This window comes from Lentzea californiensis (genome assembly GCF_024648825.1).
Lineage (GTDB): Bacteria > Actinomycetota > Actinomycetes > Mycobacteriales > Pseudonocardiaceae > Lentzea > Lentzea californiensis.
This window is the reverse complement of sequence record NZ_JANBBE010000001.1, coordinates 1,581,555-1,598,239: the sequence shown is the minus strand read 5'-3', so window position 1 is coordinate 1,598,239 and position 16,685 is coordinate 1,581,555. Positions and strand designations below refer to the sequence as shown.

General features: G+C 68.1%; 16 protein-coding genes. 7 read left to right on the top strand and 9 right to left on the bottom strand.

Annotated elements, in window-relative coordinates; translation table 11 throughout:
• The first annotated feature begins 58 nt into the window (after positions 1-58).
• Complete coding sequence (locus LX88_RS08290; protein WP_258947165.1) at positions 59-853, top strand: hypothetical protein; 795 nt, start codon at positions 59-61, stop codon at positions 851-853.
• On the opposite strand, the gene LX88_RS08285 is transcribed toward LX88_RS08290, so the two are convergent.
• The 8 genes from LX88_RS08285 to LX88_RS08250 all read right to left on the bottom strand — a co-directional run bounded on the left by LX88_RS08285 (position 837) and on the right by LX88_RS08250 (position 9,570).
• Entirely contained in the window at positions 837-2,063 is a 1,227-nt protein-coding gene (locus LX88_RS08285; RefSeq protein WP_258947164.1) for an MFS transporter, read from the bottom strand. The two genes, LX88_RS08290 and LX88_RS08285, sit on opposite strands and share 17 nt — an antisense overlap.
• 95 nt (positions 2,064-2,158) lie before the next feature.
• On the bottom strand, positions 2,159-4,093 hold the full coding sequence (asnB, locus tag LX88_RS08280; RefSeq protein ID WP_258947163.1) for an asparagine synthase (glutamine-hydrolyzing): 1,935 nt from the start codon (positions 4,091-4,093) through the stop codon (positions 2,159-2,161).
• A gap of 441 nt (positions 4,094-4,534) precedes the next feature.
• Positions 4,535-5,191 carry a pyridoxamine 5'-phosphate oxidase gene (gene pdxH, locus LX88_RS08275; RefSeq protein WP_258947162.1) on the bottom strand — a complete coding sequence of 219 codons (657 nt, stop codon included), beginning with the start codon at positions 5,189-5,191 and terminating at the stop codon, positions 4,535-4,537.
• Between the two features lie 155 nt (positions 5,192-5,346).
• Positions 5,347-6,048 carry an urease accessory protein UreD gene (locus LX88_RS08270; RefSeq protein WP_258947161.1) on the bottom strand — a complete coding sequence of 234 codons (702 nt, stop codon included), beginning with the start codon at positions 6,046-6,048 and terminating at the stop codon, positions 5,347-5,349.
• Between the two features lie 10 nt (positions 6,049-6,058).
• The gene (gene ureG, locus LX88_RS08265; RefSeq protein ID WP_307789562.1) at positions 6,059-6,694 is read right to left on the bottom strand and encodes an urease accessory protein UreG; all 636 of its coding nucleotides are present in this window, start codon (positions 6,692-6,694) and stop codon (positions 6,059-6,061) included.
• Positions 6,684-7,295: an urease accessory protein UreF gene (locus tag LX88_RS08260; protein WP_258947645.1), complete on the bottom strand. Its 612-nt coding sequence runs from the start codon at positions 7,293-7,295 to the stop codon at positions 6,684-6,686. Before LX88_RS08260 ends, ureG begins: the two co-directional genes overlap by 11 nt.
• Complete coding sequence (locus tag LX88_RS08255) at positions 7,292-8,974, bottom strand: urease subunit alpha (protein WP_258947160.1); 1,683 nt, start codon at positions 8,972-8,974, stop codon at positions 7,292-7,294. The genes LX88_RS08260 and LX88_RS08255 overlap by 4 nt, the downstream gene beginning before the upstream one ends.
• Complete coding sequence (locus LX88_RS08250; RefSeq protein WP_258947159.1) at positions 8,971-9,570, bottom strand: urease subunit gamma; 600 nt, start codon at positions 9,568-9,570, stop codon at positions 8,971-8,973. The genes LX88_RS08255 and LX88_RS08250 overlap by 4 nt, the downstream gene beginning before the upstream one ends.
• Positions 9,571-9,714: 144 nt before the next feature.
• Between LX88_RS08250 and LX88_RS08245 the strand changes: the two genes are divergently transcribed.
• The 5 genes from LX88_RS08245 (at position 9,715) to serC (ending at position 14,206) form a co-directional block, all read left to right on the top strand.
• A complete protein-coding gene (locus tag LX88_RS08245; protein WP_258947158.1) occupies positions 9,715-10,539 on the top strand; it encodes an ABC transporter ATP-binding protein in 825 nt (274 codons plus the stop codon).
• Complete coding sequence (locus LX88_RS08240) at positions 10,536-11,333, top strand: ABC transporter permease (protein ID WP_258947157.1); 798 nt, start codon at positions 10,536-10,538, stop codon at positions 11,331-11,333. The genes LX88_RS08245 and LX88_RS08240 overlap by 4 nt, the downstream gene beginning before the upstream one ends.
• Positions 11,312-12,367, top strand: coding sequence for a sensor histidine kinase (locus LX88_RS08235; RefSeq protein ID WP_258947156.1), 1,056 nt, complete (start codon positions 11,312-11,314; stop codon positions 12,365-12,367). The genes LX88_RS08240 and LX88_RS08235 overlap by 22 nt, the downstream gene beginning before the upstream one ends.
• Positions 12,364-12,966, top strand: coding sequence for a response regulator (locus tag LX88_RS08230; RefSeq protein ID WP_258947155.1), 603 nt, complete (start codon positions 12,364-12,366; stop codon positions 12,964-12,966). Before LX88_RS08235 ends, LX88_RS08230 begins: the two co-directional genes overlap by 4 nt.
• Before the next feature lie 112 nt (positions 12,967-13,078).
• Positions 13,079-14,206: a phosphoserine transaminase gene (gene serC / locus LX88_RS08225; RefSeq protein ID WP_090065397.1), complete on the top strand. Its 1,128-nt coding sequence runs from the start codon at positions 13,079-13,081 to the stop codon at positions 14,204-14,206.
• Between the two features lie 61 nt (positions 14,207-14,267).
• On the opposite strand, the gene LX88_RS08220 is transcribed toward serC, so the two are convergent.
• Complete coding sequence (locus tag LX88_RS08220) at positions 14,268-15,380, bottom strand: ABC transporter permease (RefSeq protein ID WP_258947644.1); 1,113 nt, start codon at positions 15,378-15,380, stop codon at positions 14,268-14,270.
• A 95-nt stretch (positions 15,381-15,475) separates the two neighbouring features.
• On the opposite strand from LX88_RS08220, the gene LX88_RS08215 reads away from it, so the two are divergent.
• Complete coding sequence (locus LX88_RS08215) at positions 15,476-16,684, top strand: RNA-guided endonuclease InsQ/TnpB family protein (protein WP_258947154.1); 1,209 nt, start codon at positions 15,476-15,478, stop codon at positions 16,682-16,684.
• Position 16,685 lies beyond the last annotated feature (1 nt).

The window sequence follows — 16,685 nt, the reverse complement described above, 5'->3', positions numbered from 1 at the left end:
GCCTGCCCACCAGCACGAACGGACGCCTACCTCACCCATTTGATGTAACAATTGCCCGATGAGACTCGCGGCGACCGCGATCATCGCCGCTCTGGCGCTGACCGCCTGCTCCTCCTCCGAACCCGCGAGCGACACCAAGTCCCAGCACCGCGACGTGCAGAGCCTGGTGGCCGCGGTGACCAAGACCGCCGGCGAGAAGGGGTCCTACCGCTTCTCCATCACGCCACCGCCGACCGGAGGCGGAGTCCGGGCACCGTCGAGCGGCAGCGTGCGGCTGGGCGGCGAGGTCCCGAGCATGGACGCGACCACCAAGCGTCCCGTGCAGACCGGCGGCGAGGCGGTCGACCTCCGGCTGGTGTCGACCAGGAAGGACATCGCGTTCGTGAAGCTGCCCGCCGCGGTGTTCGGCCTGCCGGCCGACAAGCCGTGGGTCGAGCTGGACCGCAGGGTCGACGACGACTTCACGACGACGTTGCTCGGCTTCCACGACATCGTCTACCAGCAGGCCGCCTTCACGACCTACCACCTGCCGGTGATCCAGGCCGGCGGTGAGCTCAGGCTGACCGCGCAGGTCGGCGGCAGCACCCGGTACTCGATCGCCGTCGACTACCAGAAGGCGTACGACAACCTCACCGACGAGGGCCTGAAGGCCGAGGTCAAGCTCGCGCTGGACCAGGAGGTCGCCGGTTCGACCGGCGAGGTCGAGCTGGACGGCAGCGGCCTGCCGATCCGCATCACCTTCTACACCGAGTTCCAGGGCGCGCAGATCGTCGACGAGGCTCGTTTCTCAGACTGGGGCTCCGATGTGAAGGTCGCCGCGCCGAACCCGGCGGAGATCAGCTCGCGGAAGTGAAGCGGTAGCGCCAGATCGCCGGCAGCACCGCCACCATCGCGACGGACGCCACGACGACCAGCAGTCCGCCGACCGACACCGCCGCGGCCGTGCCGAACGCCGCGCCACCCGTGCCGTGCAACAGGTCCGCGATGCGCGGGCCACCGGCCACGACGACGATGAAGACGCCCTGCATCCGTCCGCGCATCTCATCCGTCGCGGCGGACTGCAGGATCGCGCCGCGGAACGCCATCGACACCATGTCCGCCGCACCCGCGAGCGCCAGGAACCCCGCCGCGACCCACAGCGAACCGGCGAGACCGAAGCCCATGATCGCGAGCCCCCAGCCGACGACGGCCAGCGTCAGCGCGACGCCGTGCCTGCTGACGTTGGAGATCCAGCCGGACGTGAGACCGCAGATCACCGCGCCGACGGGGATCGCCGCGAACAGCACGCCCAGCGCGAACCCACCACCGGCCGGGTCGCCGAACGTGTGCTGGGCCATCTCCGGGAACAGCGCCCGCGGCATGCCGAACACCATCGCGATGATGTCCAGCAGCATGCTCGCCATCAGCACCTTCTGCGCCCACAGATACGTGAACCCGGCCAGCACGTCCTTGAGGCCGGCGCGCCGGATCACCCCGTCGAGCGGGGGCATCGAGGGCAGCTTCCACACCGCGTAGACCGTGGCGGTGAGCGCGATCGCGTCCACCAGGTACAACGTGGACAGCCCGACGACCGGCATGAACGCACCCGCGAGCAACGGCCCGAGCACCGCGCCGAACTGCATGACCGTCGAGCCCAGCGCACCGGCCGACGGCAACAGCTCCGCCGGCACCAGCCGCGCGATGGAAGCCTGCCGCGCCGGAGCGTTGGCCGCGAAGAAGACCTGTTGCAGGCCGAGCAACCCGATCACCAGCCACACCGAGCCGACGTTCATCGCCGCCTGCGCCCACAGCAGCACCGACGAGACCGCGATGCCGATGTTCGTGACGAGCAGCAGCTTGCGACGGTCCACCGTGTCCGCGACCGCCCCGCCCCACAGCCCGAACACGAGCAGGGGCACCAGCGCCACACCGGCGGCGATGCCGACCCACGCCGAAGACCCGGTGAGGTCGTAGACCTGCTTGGGCACGGCGACGGCGGTGAGCTGGGAGCCCACCGCCGTGATGATCGTGGAGACCCACAGCCGGCGATACGCGACGATCTTCAACGGTCGCGTGTCGATCACGAACGTAGAGCGCGTACTTCTCCCCGCAGTGGCCACTTGGTTAGCCTATGACAACTAACAAGCCCTTCACGTGGAGGTGTCACCAACACCACTCGTCAAAGGCGGACGGGGTACACCGGCTCCGGCACCTTCGGGCTGATCCGCCCCTCGACGAAGATCCCGTGCCAGATCATGAAGCAGAGCACGCTCCACAGCTGCCGGCTGCGGTCGAACTGCTCGGACTTGTGCTCGGCGAGCAGGTTCATGACCGCGTTCTTGTCGAGCAGGTGACCGGTCTGCGAGTCGTTGATGATCCCGCGCGCCCAGTCGTACATCTCGGCCCGCAGCCAGTGCCGGATCGGCACCGGGAACCCGAGCTTGGGCCGGTTGAGCACGTGCGCCGGAATGATCTTCGCCAGCGCCCTGCGCAGCGCGTACTTGGTCGTGCCCTCGGTGAGCTTCTGGTCGAGCGGCACCTCGGCCGCGACCCGGAAGACCTCGGGGTCGAGGAACGGCACGCGCAGCTCGATGGAGTTCGCCATCGTCACCTTGTCGGCCTTGACCAGGATGTCGCCGCGCAACCACGTGAAGAGGTCGATGTGCTGCATCCGCGCCACCGGGTCCCAGGCCTCGGACTCGCGGTACCAGGGCGCCGTGACGTCCTGGAAGCCGATGCCCTCGACATAACCGGGGAACACAGCACGCACCTGCGCGTCACTGAAGTTGCGAGCGTTCCCGTAGTACCGCTCCTCGAGCTTGAGCGCCCCACGCCGAAGCAGGTCCTTACCGCGCACACCCTCCGGAATGGACTTCGACACAGCGCCCATCAACTTGCGGACGCCGCCCGGCACCTTCTCGAAGGGCGACAAGGACAGCGGCTCGTGGTAGATCACGTACCCGCCGAACAACTCGTCCGCACCCTCACCGGACAACACAGCCTTGACGTACTTACGCGCTTCCTTCGCGATGAAGTACAACGGCACCAACGCCGGGTCCGCCACCGGGTCGTCCAGGTACCAGATGATGAGCGGCAACTCCTCCATCATCTCGTCCGCAGACACGGTCCGAACGACGTGCCGCACCCCGATGGCCGCCGCAGTCTCCGCGGCAACGTCCACCTCCGAGTACCCCTGGCGATCAAAACCGCTGGTGAACGCGATGAGGTTGGGGTTGTGCTGCTTGGCCAGCGTCGCAGTAGCCGTGGAGTCGATACCGCCAGAGAGAAACGCACCGACCGTGACATCAGGGTCGGAAATCATGTGCTTGGCCACCGAGTCACGCATGACGTCGGCAATGCGCTCGTACAGCGCCTCGGCCTCATGCGCCCCGTTGACAGGCCGAGGCGAGAACACGGGCTTGAAGTACCGGTTGAACAGCACCTGCCCACCGGGCGACACCTTGAACGACGTCCCGGACTCAACCCGCCGAATCGCCTTGTGCAACGACTCAGGCTCAGGCACGTACTGCAACACCAGGTAGTGCTGCAACGCAGTCTGATCAAGCTCCTGACTGATCCCGAGAACCCCGGTGAGCTGCAACAAGCTCTTCTTCTCGGACGAGAACCCAACCCCACCGGGCCCAGCGGCCCAGTACAACGGCTTGATCCCGAACGGATCCCGGGCGCCGAAGACCACCCGCTCCTCAGCGTCCCAGATCATGAACGCGAACATGCCGCGCAACATCTTGACCCAGTCAGCACCGAGGTAGTGATAACCAGCGACGATGGCCTCACCGTCACCGTTGGTCTTGAAGTTCGCCCCGAACTTCCGCATGAGCTCGGCCCGGAGCTCCTTGTAGTTGTAGATCTCGCCGTTGAAGTTCAACGTGTACCGCGTCGGGTTCTCCGGCGGCCCCCACACGAGCGGCTGGTGGGAGTGCTCGAGGTCGATGAAACTCAGCCGGTTGAACCCGTAAACGACCTCGGCATCAGCCCAGGTGTCCTGCTCGTCGGGCCCACGGTGCCGCTGGCAGCGCAGTGCTGCGGCCACAGAGGCACGCGCGGAAACCGCAACGGCTTCGGTGGAACAGATGAGTCCGAGCACTCCGCACACGTGAAATCGCACCTCGTAGTTCGCTGTAGCAGAAATCCCAGTATGCCGAAGCCGGGATCGGACATTCTCCCCAGCCTGAGGACGCCTGACTCACAGCTCAGGTTCACCGCGATGCCGAAGGCGAGCCGTCCTCCCGCACGCGATGCCGAAGGCGAGCCGTCCTTCCACACGGGCCGGGCGCTCTCAAACCAACCGGCGGCCGCCCAACACAACAGGCGTGCCATCAACCCACAGGCGGCGCCACCCCCGATCAGATTGCCGGGGGTCTGGGGGCAGCGCCCTCAGAAAAACGCACGCAACCGCAACCAGGCCGCCCGCAAGGCGACCACCCACAAGAGTCGCGGACAGGCCAGCACAGCCGGCCAGGAACAGCAAAAGGGGCGCCTCCCGCCCACAGGAGACACCCCATCCGCAAAAGCTCAAAAGCCCAATCCGGACGACCTACGGAGCGACCCGCTCCAAAGACCACCCATCCCGCCCATCCCGGAACCGCAACCGATCATGCATCCGATCCCGCCGCCCCTGCCAGAACTCGACCTCCTCAGGCCGAATCCGCCACCCACCCCAATGCGGCGGCACAGGAATCTTCTCGGTGTCGGCGAACTGCCGCTCGATCTTGTGAAGCGCAGATTCCAAAGTGGACCGCCCACCGACGACCCGAGACTGAGGCGAAGCCCAAGCCCCGATCTGCGACCCACGGGGCCGGGAGTTCCAGTACTCGGCGGTCTCCACCGGCCCGACCTTCTCCACAACCCCACGCACGTGGGCCTGCCGCTGCATCGCGAACCACGGAAAGGTGGCCGACGCGTAGCGAGTAGCCATCAGGTCGTGCGACTTGTTGGACGTGTAGTTGGTGAAGAACACCAACCCGCGAGCATCCAAGCCCTTGGCCAGCACGGTCCGCGACGAAGGCCGGCCCTTCACGTCGGTGGTAGCGAGCACCATCGCGTTCGGCTCGGGAAGCCCGGCGTTGGTCGCTTCGTCGAGCCACAGCTGGAGCTGTTCGTGCCAGGTGGCGGCAAGCTCCGGCTCGCTGAGCGAGCCCTGCTCGTAGGACACGCGCATCGCCGGTAGTGCGATGTTCGTGGTCTCCGTCATCGGCGAACCTCCAAGCGGCGGCAGAACTCGTGGTCCCTGGACCCGCGACCATACGCACGGGCGCCCGATCCCGAAACCGCCTGCGCGGTGATGACCACCACCTGAACGGTGACTGTCCGTGCAAAGAACAGTTCTGGATCGAATTCGTGATCGAGTCAGATGGCATCGAGCACACGTGTGACGGTGACCACGTCATCACCCAATGCGGTGGCAAGGCTTCCGCCTGCCGCCAACGGAACGACGCTCCACCACTCCCCGCCGTCCGTCCCGCGCTCCACCGAGTCCAGCACCACCTCGGTGCCGACGACCCTCCTGCCCGCCAGGCCGGCGGACGAAGCGTCGACCGAGGGATCGCCCACGACCAGTTGCTGGTGCAGCAACGGCTTGCCACAACGGGTTGCGCGCACCGAGGACGACAACGTGCCCGGCTTCTCCCCCGCACGACCCAGCACGAGAACCTCGCGAGTTCGCAACTGAGCGTGACCGTCCAATTCGGCCTCTACCACGGAAGTGTGATTCGCACGGTTCGTCACGACGGTCGGCTCGGGCAGGTAGCGAACAGAGCCCTCGACCAGGAACCGGACCGAGGACGAAGACTCCTCACCGGACGAACCGGGCAACAACAGTGTCGCCGCAACACCTCGAAGCTCTAGCGAGGCTCCAGGACCGACTTCGACGGTCAGGGACAACGAATCGCCGCCCAGGGGTGCCGTCACCGAGGAAACCAGGTGCACCAACGCAAGCGGGCCCACGCGCCGGTGCGGCACCAATGTCAACGGTGTCATCGACCGTAGGACTCGCACGACGCTGTTGCCGTGCGAGTCCAGCGTGACGACCAGCCGCGCCGAGGCCTTCACAGATCCGCCCTCACAGCTGGGCCAGCACCCACTTCGCCACCTCGGGCGCGTCCGGCGTCTCGACCAGCGACTGGGCGATGACGGGCAGCTCCCCGCGCATCCGGTGCGCGTCGGAGATCATCACGTCCAGGTCCGCGCCCACGAACGGCGCCAGGTCGGTCTTGTTGATGACCAGCAGGTCCGCGGTCGTGACGCCGGGACCGCCCTTGCGCGGCACCTTGTCCCCGCCGGCCACGTCCACGACGAAGATCTGCGCGTCGACCAGCCCGCGCGAGAACACCGCCGTCAGGTTGTCCCCGCCGCTCTCGATGATCACCAGGTCCAGGCCGGAGTACCGGTGCTCCAGCCGCTCCACCGCGTCGAGGTTCGCGGTGATGTCGTCCCGGATCGCGGTGTGCGGGCAACATCCCGTCTGCACCGCCTCGATCCGCGACGGGTCGAGCACCCCGGCCCGGCGCAGGAAGTCCGCGTCCTCGGTCGTGTAGATGTCGTTGGTGACGACCGCGAGCTCCAGCTGCGAGCCCAGCGCACGGCACAACGCCGCGGTCAGCGCGGTCTTGCCGCTGCCGACCGGGCCGCCGATGCCGATGCGCGGCGCGGCTCCGTGGTAGTGATCATGCGGGTCGGGCCCGTGGTTAGCTCCCAAAGAGACGCACCCCTTCACGTCGTACATGTGCCTCGGCCAGGAGATCCAAGGCAGGCGAACCCAGCGCGGGCAGTTCCTCGCACGCCCGCGAAGCAACGTCTTCCACAGCGAGCGAGGCCACGATCGCGTTGACCCCGAACGGATCGAGCCCGAGCAACCGGACAGCCGCCGACGCCGGCCCGCTCACGGCAAGATAAGCGCAGGTCAGAGCAGCTTCGAAGGCATCGTCGACCAACACCCCGATCACCAGCGGCTGGTGGGGGTCGCGAGGCAACGCGTCCAGCCGGGCGGAAGGCCAGGCCCGGCGAGCCGCCCGCAGCATGCCGCGCCCCTGCGCCCGCGAAGCCGCGCGCTGGGCAGGCGAAGGCGTGCGGGCGTCCAGTTCCGCGTCCAGCACCGCGAGGTCCTCACCCCGGGCCGCCGCCGCGGCGAACCCGGCCGCCAGCAACCCGGCACCGAGCAACCGGCCGTGCAGGAACGCCCGCAACGACGGCTCGTCGTGCACCAGGCCACGCGCGGCGGCCTCCTCCAGCCCACCGGAGTGCACGTGGCCGCCGCCGGGGAAGCGGGAGTCGGCGAGGATCAGCGCGGTCAGCATCAGAACAGGAAGTACCGTTGGGCCATCGGCAGTTCCGCGACCGGCGAAGGCACGACCAGGTCCCCGTCGACGTGCACGGCGAAGCTGTCCGGATCGACCCGGACGTCCGGCATCGCGTCGTTGTGCACCATGTCGGCCTTGGTCACCGCACGCGTCGAGGCCACCGGCAGCACCCGCCGCGCGTACCGGTCGCCGACACCGGCCTCGATCGCCGACGGCGCGACGAAGAAGACCGACGAGGCCGCACCGGCCGTCGCACCGAACATCGGTCGCGCCCACACCGGCTGCGGTGTCGGGATCGAGGCGTTCGCGTCCCCCATCGCACCCCACGCGATGAACCCGCCCTTCAGCACCACCGAGGGCCGCACGCCGAAGAACTTGGGCTCCCACAGCACCAGGTCGGCCAGCTTGCCGGGCTCGACCGACCCGACCTCGTCGGCGATCCCGTGCGCGAGAGCGGGGTTGATCGTGTACTTGGCGACGTACCGCTGCGCTCGCAGGTTCGCGTCCATGGAACGACGTGACGACATCACGTGCGCGGTCTGCCAGGTCCGGATGATCACCTCGCCGACGCGGCCCATCGCCTGCGAGTCGGACGAGATCATCGAGATCGCGCCCAAGTCGTGCAGCAGGTCCTCGGCCGCGATCGTGGTCGGCCTGATCCGCGACTCGGCGAACGCCAGGTCCTCCGGCACGGACGGGTTGAGGTGGTGGCACACCATCAGCATGTCGAGGTGTTCTTCGAGCGTGTTGACGGTGTGCGGGCGCGTCGGGTTCGTCGACGACGGCAGCACGTTCGGCAGCGAGACCACGCGGATGATGTCCGGCGCGTGCCCGCCACCGGCGCCCTCGGAGTGGTAGGCGTTGATCGACCGGCCACCGATGGCGTCCACAGTGGACTCCAGGAAGCCGGCCTCGTTCAGCGTGTCCGTGTGGATCGCGACCTGGACGCCGGACTCGTCCGCGATGCGCAGGCAGGCGTCGATCGCGGCGGGGGTGGTGCCCCAGTCCTCGTGCAGCTTGAACCCGCCGGCACCGCCTGCCAACTGCTCGCGCAGGCCCTCCTCGGAGACCGTGTTCCCCTTGCCCAGCAACAGGACGTTGATCGGCATGTGGTCCATCGACGTCAGCATGCGGTCGAGGTACCAGGCTCCGGGCGTGACGGTGGTGGCCTTCGTGCCCTCCGCCGGACCGGTGCCGCCGCCGATCAGCGTCGTCAGCCCGGACGCCAGCGCCTCGTCCACGATCTGCGGGCAGATGAAGTGGACGTGGCAGTCGATGCCGCCCGCGGTGAGGATCTTCCCGTTGCCGGACAGGATCTCCGTGGACGGGCCGATCACCAGCGCCGGGTGCACGCCGTCCATCGTGTCCGGGTTGCCCGCCTTGCCGATCGCGATGATCCGGCCGTCCCGCACGCCGACGTCGGCCTTGACGACACCCCAGTGGTCGAGGACCACCGCACCGGTGATGACCAGGTCGGGAGCACCCTCGGCGCGGGTCGCGACGCCCTGTCCCATCGACTCGCGGACCACCTTGCCGCCGCCGAAGATCACCTCGTCGCCCGAGCCCGCACCACGTGAACGGTCCTCGGTGACCTCGATGAACAGGTCGGTGTCGGCGAGCCGGATGCGGTCACCGGCCGTCGGCCCGAGCAGCTCGGCGTAACGCTCGCGGTCGATCATCGCTGCAACCCCCGGACGATCCTCAAACCTGCCAGCGGAACCAGCGTGACCTCGCGCTCGACACCGGGCTCGAACCGCACGGCAGTCCCCGCCGGGATGTCGAGCCGGTAGCCGAACGCGGCCTCCCGGTCGAAGGACAGCCCCGTGTTGACCGAGGCGAAGTGGAAGTGCGACCCGACCTGGACGGGCCGGTCGGCGACGTTCACGACGACCATCGTCACGCGCGGCCGGCCGGGGTTGAGCTCGACGGGCTCGGAGCCGACGAGCACCTCACCCGGCGCCGGACCGGCCGAGGGCGCGATCGGGTGGTGCACGGTGACGAGCTTCGTGCCGTCCGGGAACGTCGCCTCCGCCTGCACCGAGTCGATCATCTCCGGGACGCCGCGCATGACCTGTTCCGGCGCGAGCACGGTCCGCCCGCTCTCCATGAGCTCGCTGACGGTGCGGCCGTCCCGCGCGCCCTCGAGCACGTGGTCGGTGATCAACGCGACCGCCTCGGGGTAGTTGAGCAGCACTCCGCGTTCGAGTCTCCGCCGCGCCACGTCGGCAGCGACGTGCACGAGGAGCTTGTCCCGTTCATGCGGCGTCAGATGCACTCCGCCGTTCTAACACGCGAAAGCGCGCTATCGCGGAGTGGAAACACGGCCGAAACACGACCGCGTGTCCACCGACCGGTTGACAGCCGGAGTCAGCGGTGCGGTCGTCCCTGGCAAGCCCTTCGGAAACGCAGGATTCATCCCATGAACGCGATCCGAGTGAGGGGCCTGCAGAAGGCCTATAAGGGCCACCAGGCGGTGGCGGGGGTGGACCTCGACATCGCCCGCGGTGAGGTGTTCGCCGTCCTCGGCCCGAACGGTGCGGGCAAGACCACGAGCGTCGAGATCCTGGAGGGGCACCGCGACCGCGACGCCGGCGAGGTCAGCGTGCTCGGCACCGACCCGGCCAAGGCGGGCAGGGAGTGGCGCGCGAAGCTCGGGATCGTCCTGCAGAGCGCGACCGACGCCGCGAACCTCACGGTCCGCGAGGCCGTGCACCACTACGCCAAGTACTACGCGGACCCGCGTGATCCGGAGGAGGTCATCGACCTCGTCGGGCTCACCGAGAAGGCCAAGTCCCGCGGCGGCACGCTCTCCGGTGGCCAGCGGCGCCGCCTCGACGTGGCGCTCGGCATCATCGGCCGCCCGGAACTGATGTTCCTGGACGAGCCGACCACCGGCTTCGACCCCGAGGCGCGCCGCCAGTTCTGGAACCTCATCAAGCGGCTGGCCGCCGAGGGCACCACGATCCTGCTGACCACGCACTACCTGGACGAGGCGGAGGCGCTCGCGGACCGCGTGGCGGTGCTCGCGGGCGGCCGGGTCGTCGCTGAGGGCACGCCGCAGACGCTCGGCGGCCGGGCACACGCCGACGCGGCCGTGCGCTGGCTGTCCGACCGGGGCTACCAGGAGATCCGCACCTCCGAGCCCACCAAGACGATCGCCGAGCTGTCGAGGCACGGCGAGCTCGCCGAACTCACCGTCACCCGCCCGTCGCTGGAAGACGTCTACCTGGAGCTGATCGCGTGACCACCGCAACGTTGCCCGGAACCCTGTCGCTCGGTCTCTCGAGGGGTGCGACCGAGCTGCGGGAGTTCTTCCGGCAGAAGGAGAACCTCATCTTCACGGTGTCGTTGCCCGCGCTGCTGATGCTGCTGCTGGGCACCGTCTACGTGAAGGAACCCGCCGCCGCGCAGATGTTCGCGGCCAGCATGATCGGCGCCGGCATCATCTCGACGTCGTTCGTCGGACTGGGCATGAGCGTCGTGGCCGACCGCGAGGACGGCACGCTGAAGCGCCTGCGCGGCACACCGATGCCGTTCACGTCCTACTTCATCGGCAAGATCATCTTGGTCTTCGTGTCGAGCCTGGTCGAGGCCGTGCTGCTGATGGTCGTCGCCGTGCTGCGGTTCGACGTGGAGCTGCCCTCGACCGCCGGGAAGTGGCTGACCTTCGGGTGGGTCTTCGCGCTCGGCGTGATCTCGTGCTCGCTGATCGGCGTCGCGCTGAGCTCGATCGCGAAGTCCACCCGCAGCGCGGCGGGCGTGCTGAACCTGCCGTACATCGTGCTGCAGTTCCTCAGCGGCGTGTTCATCATGCAGATGGCGCTGCCCGAGTCGCTGCGCACGGTGGGTTCGTTCTTCCCGCTCAAGTGGGTGTGTCAGGGTTTCCGCTCGGTGTTCGCACTGAACGACGACTACGCGGTCATGGAGGCGGCGGGATCATGGGAGCTGGGCAAGATCGCGCTGGTGCTGGGAGCGTGGACGATCGTGGGCCTGGTTCTCGTGAGCAGGACTTTCAAGTGGAGCAACACCAGTCGCTGATCACCTGGTACGTGCTCTTCGCGATCACCCAGGCCACCGCGCTCGTGCTGATCCTGATCGACGACAACACGCTCGCCGACCGGCTGTCTGCGGCGGGGTTGTTGTCCCTGAACGGCGTGTGGTTCCTGCTCTACGGCAAGAAGCTGGTCAAGCGCGGGCACGACGACTGGCACGGCTTGATCTACGCGGCCGGTTCGCTCGCCACGTTCGCCCCGGCGGTCTGGTTCAGCGGCAACGCGACCTTCGCCCTGTTCGGCCTGGTCCCTCAGATCTACATGGTGCTGCCGGTCGCGTGGGCGTTCTGGCCGATGGCGCTGTTCGTGTTCACGCCGCAGATCCTGACCTGGGCCGCCGGTGCCGTGCCGGCACTGCCCTGGCCGGCCGCCCTGCTGATCATCGCGTTCTCCCAGGCGTTCGGCTGGGCGATCAGCCGCATGTCCGAGCAGAGCAGGCAACGCGCCGAGCTGCTCAACCGGATCGAGGCGCTCACCATCGAGGCCGAACGGGCCCGGTGGGCCGGCGAGATCCACGACACGCTGGCGCAGGGCTTCACGTCGATCATCACGCTGCTGCAGGGCGCGCAGCCGAACGTCGAGCTGGCGTTGCAGACCGCGCGGGAGAACCTGCGCGAGGCACGGGCCCTGGTCGCGTCCAACGCACCGTCGCCTTTGGACGGTTCGTCGCTGGAGGAGGCGTTGCGGCGGCTGGTGAACGGCGTGGAGCTGGAGTCCTCCTTCCGGGTCATCGGCGATCCGGTGGGGCTGCAGACCTCGGCCGAGGTGGTGCTGCTGCGGACCGTTCAGGAGGCGCTGACCAACGTGGCCAGGCACTCCGGGGCGTCACGGGTCGATGTCGTGATGAGGTTCGACCAGGACGGTGTCTCGCTGGAGGTGCGCGACGACGGCCGCGGGTTCGGCGACGCGCCGGAGGGCTTCGGCCTGCGGGGCATGCGCGCACGGCTGGAACAGGTGGGTGGGACGCTCTCGCTGTCCTCGGACGAGGGAGCGTCAGTGCTGGTGGAGGTGCCGCTGTGATCAGGATCCTGCTGGTGGACGACCACCCCGTGGTGCGTCAGGGCTTGAAGGGCATGCTCGTCGCGGACGACCTCGAGGTCGTCGGCGACGCGGGCTCGGGCAAGGAAGGCATTGAGAAGGCCGCGCTGTTGAAGCCGGACGTCGTGCTGATGGACCTGCGGATGCCCGAAATGGACGGTGTGGCCGCGACCGCGAAGATCGCCGGGACCGGGCCGCGCGTCCTGGTGCTCACCACGTACGAGACGGATTCGGACATCCTTCGCGCGGTCGAGGCCGGCGCGTCCGGCTACCTGCTCAAGGACTCGACGACCGAGGACCTCATCGCGGCCATCCGGGCAGCGGCGCGGGGTGAGACCGTGCTGGCGCCGTCGATGGTCGCGAAGGTCGTCGGGCAGGTCCGCACCCCGCCTCTATCGGCACGCGAGGCCGAGGTGCTGAAGTGGGTCGCCAAGGGGATGTCCAACGTCGAGATCGGCCGGACGCTGTTCATCTCGGAGGCGACCGTGAAGACGCATCTGCTGCGGGTGTTCAACAAGCTGGGCGTCTCGGACCGCACGGCCGCGGTCACCACAGCCCTGGATCGAGGCATGTTGCAGTGACGCAGGACACCCGGTTGACACCTCCCGGCTACCCTCCTGCAACACTGTGAACTCCGGCAACGGCGCCGGTCAGGTCCCTGAAGCTCGTCAATCGCCCCGGAGGCGTGACCACATGACCCAGACCGCCGATCCGACCTCGTTGGTGCTTCCCGCCGAGCTCAAGCCGTCTGACGGCCGCTTCGGCTGTGGACCGTCCAAGGTGCGTCCCGAGGCCGTCGCGGCCCTCGCTTCCGAGGGTGCGGCACTGCTCGGCACGTCCCACCGGCAGAAGCCCGTCAAGAACCTCGTCGGCCGCGTCCGCTCCGGACTGCGCGACCTGTTCCAGCTGCCGGACGGCTACGAGGTCGTGCTCGGCAACGGTGGCACCACGGCGTTCTGGGACGCGGCGTCGTTCGGACTGGTCCGCGAGACCGCGCAGCACTTCACCAACGGTGAGTTCTCCTCCAAGTTCGCGAAGGTCACGCAGACCGCGCCGTTCCTGAAGGACTCGCTGGTCACCAAGGCCGAGCCGGGCACCTCGCCCGAGCTCTTCTACGCCGAGGGCGCCGACCTGGTCGGCTGGGCGCAGAACGAGACCTCGACCGGTGTCGCGATGCCCGTCACGCGCATCGAGGGCTCCGGCGACGCGCTGATCGCGATCGACGCGACGTCCGGTGCCGGTGGCCTGCCGGTCAAGGCCGAGGACTTCGACGTCTACTACTTCGCGCCGCAGAAGTCGTTCGCCTCGGACGGCGGCCTGTGGCTCGCGCTGATGTCGCCGGCCGCTCTCGCCCGCGTCGAGGAGCTCAAGGACCGCTGGGTGCCGGAGTTCCTGTCGCTGCCGACCGCGCTCGACAACTCCACCAAGGACCAGACGTACAACACGCCGTCGGTCGCCACGCTCTTCCTGCTGGCGCACCAGATCGACTGGATCAACGGCAACGGCGGCCTCGACTGGTCGGTCGCGCGCACGAAGGACAGCAGCGACCGCCTGTACTCCTGGGCCGAGAAGACCGCGTACACCACGCCGTACGTCGAGAAGGCCGCTGACCGCTCGCAGGTCGTCGGCACGATCAACTTCTCCGACGAGGTCGACGCCGCCGTCGTGGCGAAGGTGCTGCGCGCCAACGGCATCGTGGACGTCGAGCCGTACCGCAAGCTCGGCAAGAACCAGCTGCGCGTCGCGATGTTCCCGGCCATCGAGCCGAACGACGTCACGATCCTGACCGAGGCGATCGACTGGGTCGTCGGCCAGCTCTGAAGTTCCTGAAGTAGCAGCCTGGGGTGCACCGACTCGCTTGCCGGTGCACCCCAGGGCTTTTTCAGGCAAGCGCCTCCGTGGGCGACTGGCGTGCCGCCCGCACCGCGGGATAGACGCCGGCGATGGCGCCGATGAGGACCGCCGAGCCCACTCCCCCGAGCAGGGCCGGCCACGGCAGTGCCGCAGGCCATTGCTGACTGATCGAATATCCGGCCGTGACCGCGATTCCCACGATCACGCCGACCAGTCCGCCGAGGCCCGACAGCAGCACCGACTCGGTCAGGAACTGCCACCGGATCTGCCGCCGGGTCGCCCCGAGCGCCCGCCGCAGACCGATCTCCCTGCGCCGTTCCAGCACCGAGATCACCATCGTGTTCGCCACGCCGACGCCACCCACCAACAACGCGACCCCGCCCAGGCCCAGGAACAGCGCGTTGTAGGAACTCTCGGCCAGCTGCTGCGCTTCCAGCGCCTCGGACGGCCGCGAAACCTTGACCTCGTTGGACTTCTGCGGGTTCAGCGTCGGCCCGAGCAGGTTGCGGACGTTGTCCACCTGGTCCGGGGACGTGCGCACGTAGACCGTGTTCGCGTGGCCCTCGAACCCGAACGCCTCCTTGGCCGCCTCCCAGCCGATCAGCGCCGACCTGTCGATCTCCGGCGAGAGCGGCAACGGCCCGAGGATGCCGACGACGGTGAACCACTGCCCGTCGAGCCACAGCTGCACACCGGGCTCGTCCACGCCCAGACGTGAGGCCGCGGTGCCCCCGAGCACCACCGACTTCTCGCCCGGCGACAGCCACCGGCCCTTGCGGACCTCGGCGCCCAGCACCTTCAGCAGGTCCTTCTCCGCCGCCTGCACCTGCAGCCCGAGCGTGTCGCTCGCCGGCACGAGGTCGTTCTTGCGGACGCTCGCGGAGAGCTTGCCGGTGGCACTGGCCGCCGACACCGCGCCGATCCGCTTGGCCATCGGCACCGCCGTCTCCGGCAGCTTCGCGTCCTGGCCGAAGAAGTCCTGGCCGGGCGCGGCCGTCAGGAGGTTGGTGCCCAGCTTGGACATCTTCTCGTTCAGCGCCGCCGCGCTGGAGGCCGGGATGCCGACCACCGCGACCACGGCGGCGATGCCGATCGCGATGCCCAGGGCGGACAACACCGCGCGGATCGGGCGGGTCCGCATGCCGAAGAAGCCGAGGCGAAGGAGGTCGATCACAATGCCCTCCCACCGAAAGCCCGCGTCCAACCAGTCATGGCGTTCCCGGTTGGTTGTTCTTCGTGCGAACGGCGTACAAACGCCGGGCCTACCCGACCCCTGAACAAGCTGCGGTGCTGTCGCGCACCCTCGGGTGCGTGCGTCTGGTGTGGAACAAGGCATTGGGCGAACGGACTCGCCGCTATCGCACCGAAAACGCACCCACGTCGTACAGAGAGACAAGCGCCACGCTGACCACGTGGAGGCGGGGTGAGGAACTCACGTTCCTGTCGGAGGTGTCTTGTGTGCCGTTGCAGCAAACGTTGCGGCACCAACAGGCGGCGTTCCAGAACTTTTTCTCCGGACGTACTCGCTATCCGAGGTTCAAATCGCGGACGGCCCGTCAGAGCGCGCATTACACCCGATCGGCGTTCCGGATGCGCGACGGTTCGCTCATCCTGGCCAAGACGAGCGCGCCACTGCGGTTCATCTGGTCCTTCGACCACATCGACGTCACCGAACTGAATCCAACGATGGTGATGGTGTCCCGCGAGCCTGATGGCCGCTGGTACGTGAGCTTCGCCGTGGACGCTCCCAAGCCTGCTGTCCCTCCACCCACGAACCGCGCGATCGGGCTCGACCTCGGACTGGCGACCTTCCTGACGACCAGTGACGGCATCCAGATCGCCAATCCGCGAAACTCGGCCCGCAAAGCCAGAAGTCTTGCCCGCTACCAGCGCAGACTTGCTCGGTGTCAACGCGGCAGCAACAACCGGCACAAAGCCAAGGCCAAGGTCGCTCGTACTCATCGCAAGGTACGCAACGCGCGGCAGGACTTCCTGCATCGCACCAGCACCGCGTTGGTGCGGTCGGCAGACCTGATCGCGATCGAAGACCTCAACGTCTCTGGCATGGTCCGCAACCGTCGGCTCTCCCGTGCCATCTCCGATGCCGGTTGGGGCGAGTTCCGGCGGCAGCTGGAGTACGAGTGCGAACGAGCCGGTCGTTCGCTGGTCGCGGTCGACCGCTGGTACCCCTCCAGCAAGACCTGCTCGAACTGCGGGTACCTGCTCGCCGAGGTGAAGCTTTCCGCCCGGCACTGGACGTGTCCGAGCTGCCGCACCCGGCACGACCGGGACTTCAACGCGGCGAAGAACATCCTTGCGGCTGGTCGAGTCGTAGCCCGAGACGCCTCGGGCGATGCCTGCGGAGCTGATGTCAGACGGCAAGGGTCACCCTTTCCGCGATCGGTGATGAAACAGGAAGCGCGCGCCCGAAGTTTCGGTTCGTGAG

Coding starts and splice junctions, on each gene's coding strand:
- LX88_RS08290 (WP_258947165.1), top strand. CDS start 59: ATGAGACTCGCGGCGACCGCGATCATCGCCGCTCTGGCGCTGACCGCC.
- pdxH (WP_258947162.1), bottom strand. CDS start 5,191: ATGACGGAGACCACGAACATCGCACTACCGGCGATGCGCGTGTCCTAC.
- LX88_RS08255 (WP_258947160.1), bottom strand. CDS start 8,974: ATGATCGACCGCGAGCGTTACGCCGAGCTGCTCGGGCCGACGGCCGGT.
- LX88_RS08245 (WP_258947158.1), top strand. CDS start 9,715: ATGAACGCGATCCGAGTGAGGGGCCTGCAGAAGGCCTATAAGGGCCAC.
- serC (WP_090065397.1), top strand. CDS start 13,079: ATGACCCAGACCGCCGATCCGACCTCGTTGGTGCTTCCCGCCGAGCTC.
- LX88_RS08220 (WP_258947644.1), bottom strand. CDS start 15,380: ATGCGGACCCGCCCGATCCGCGCGGTGTTGTCCGCCCTGGGCATCGCG.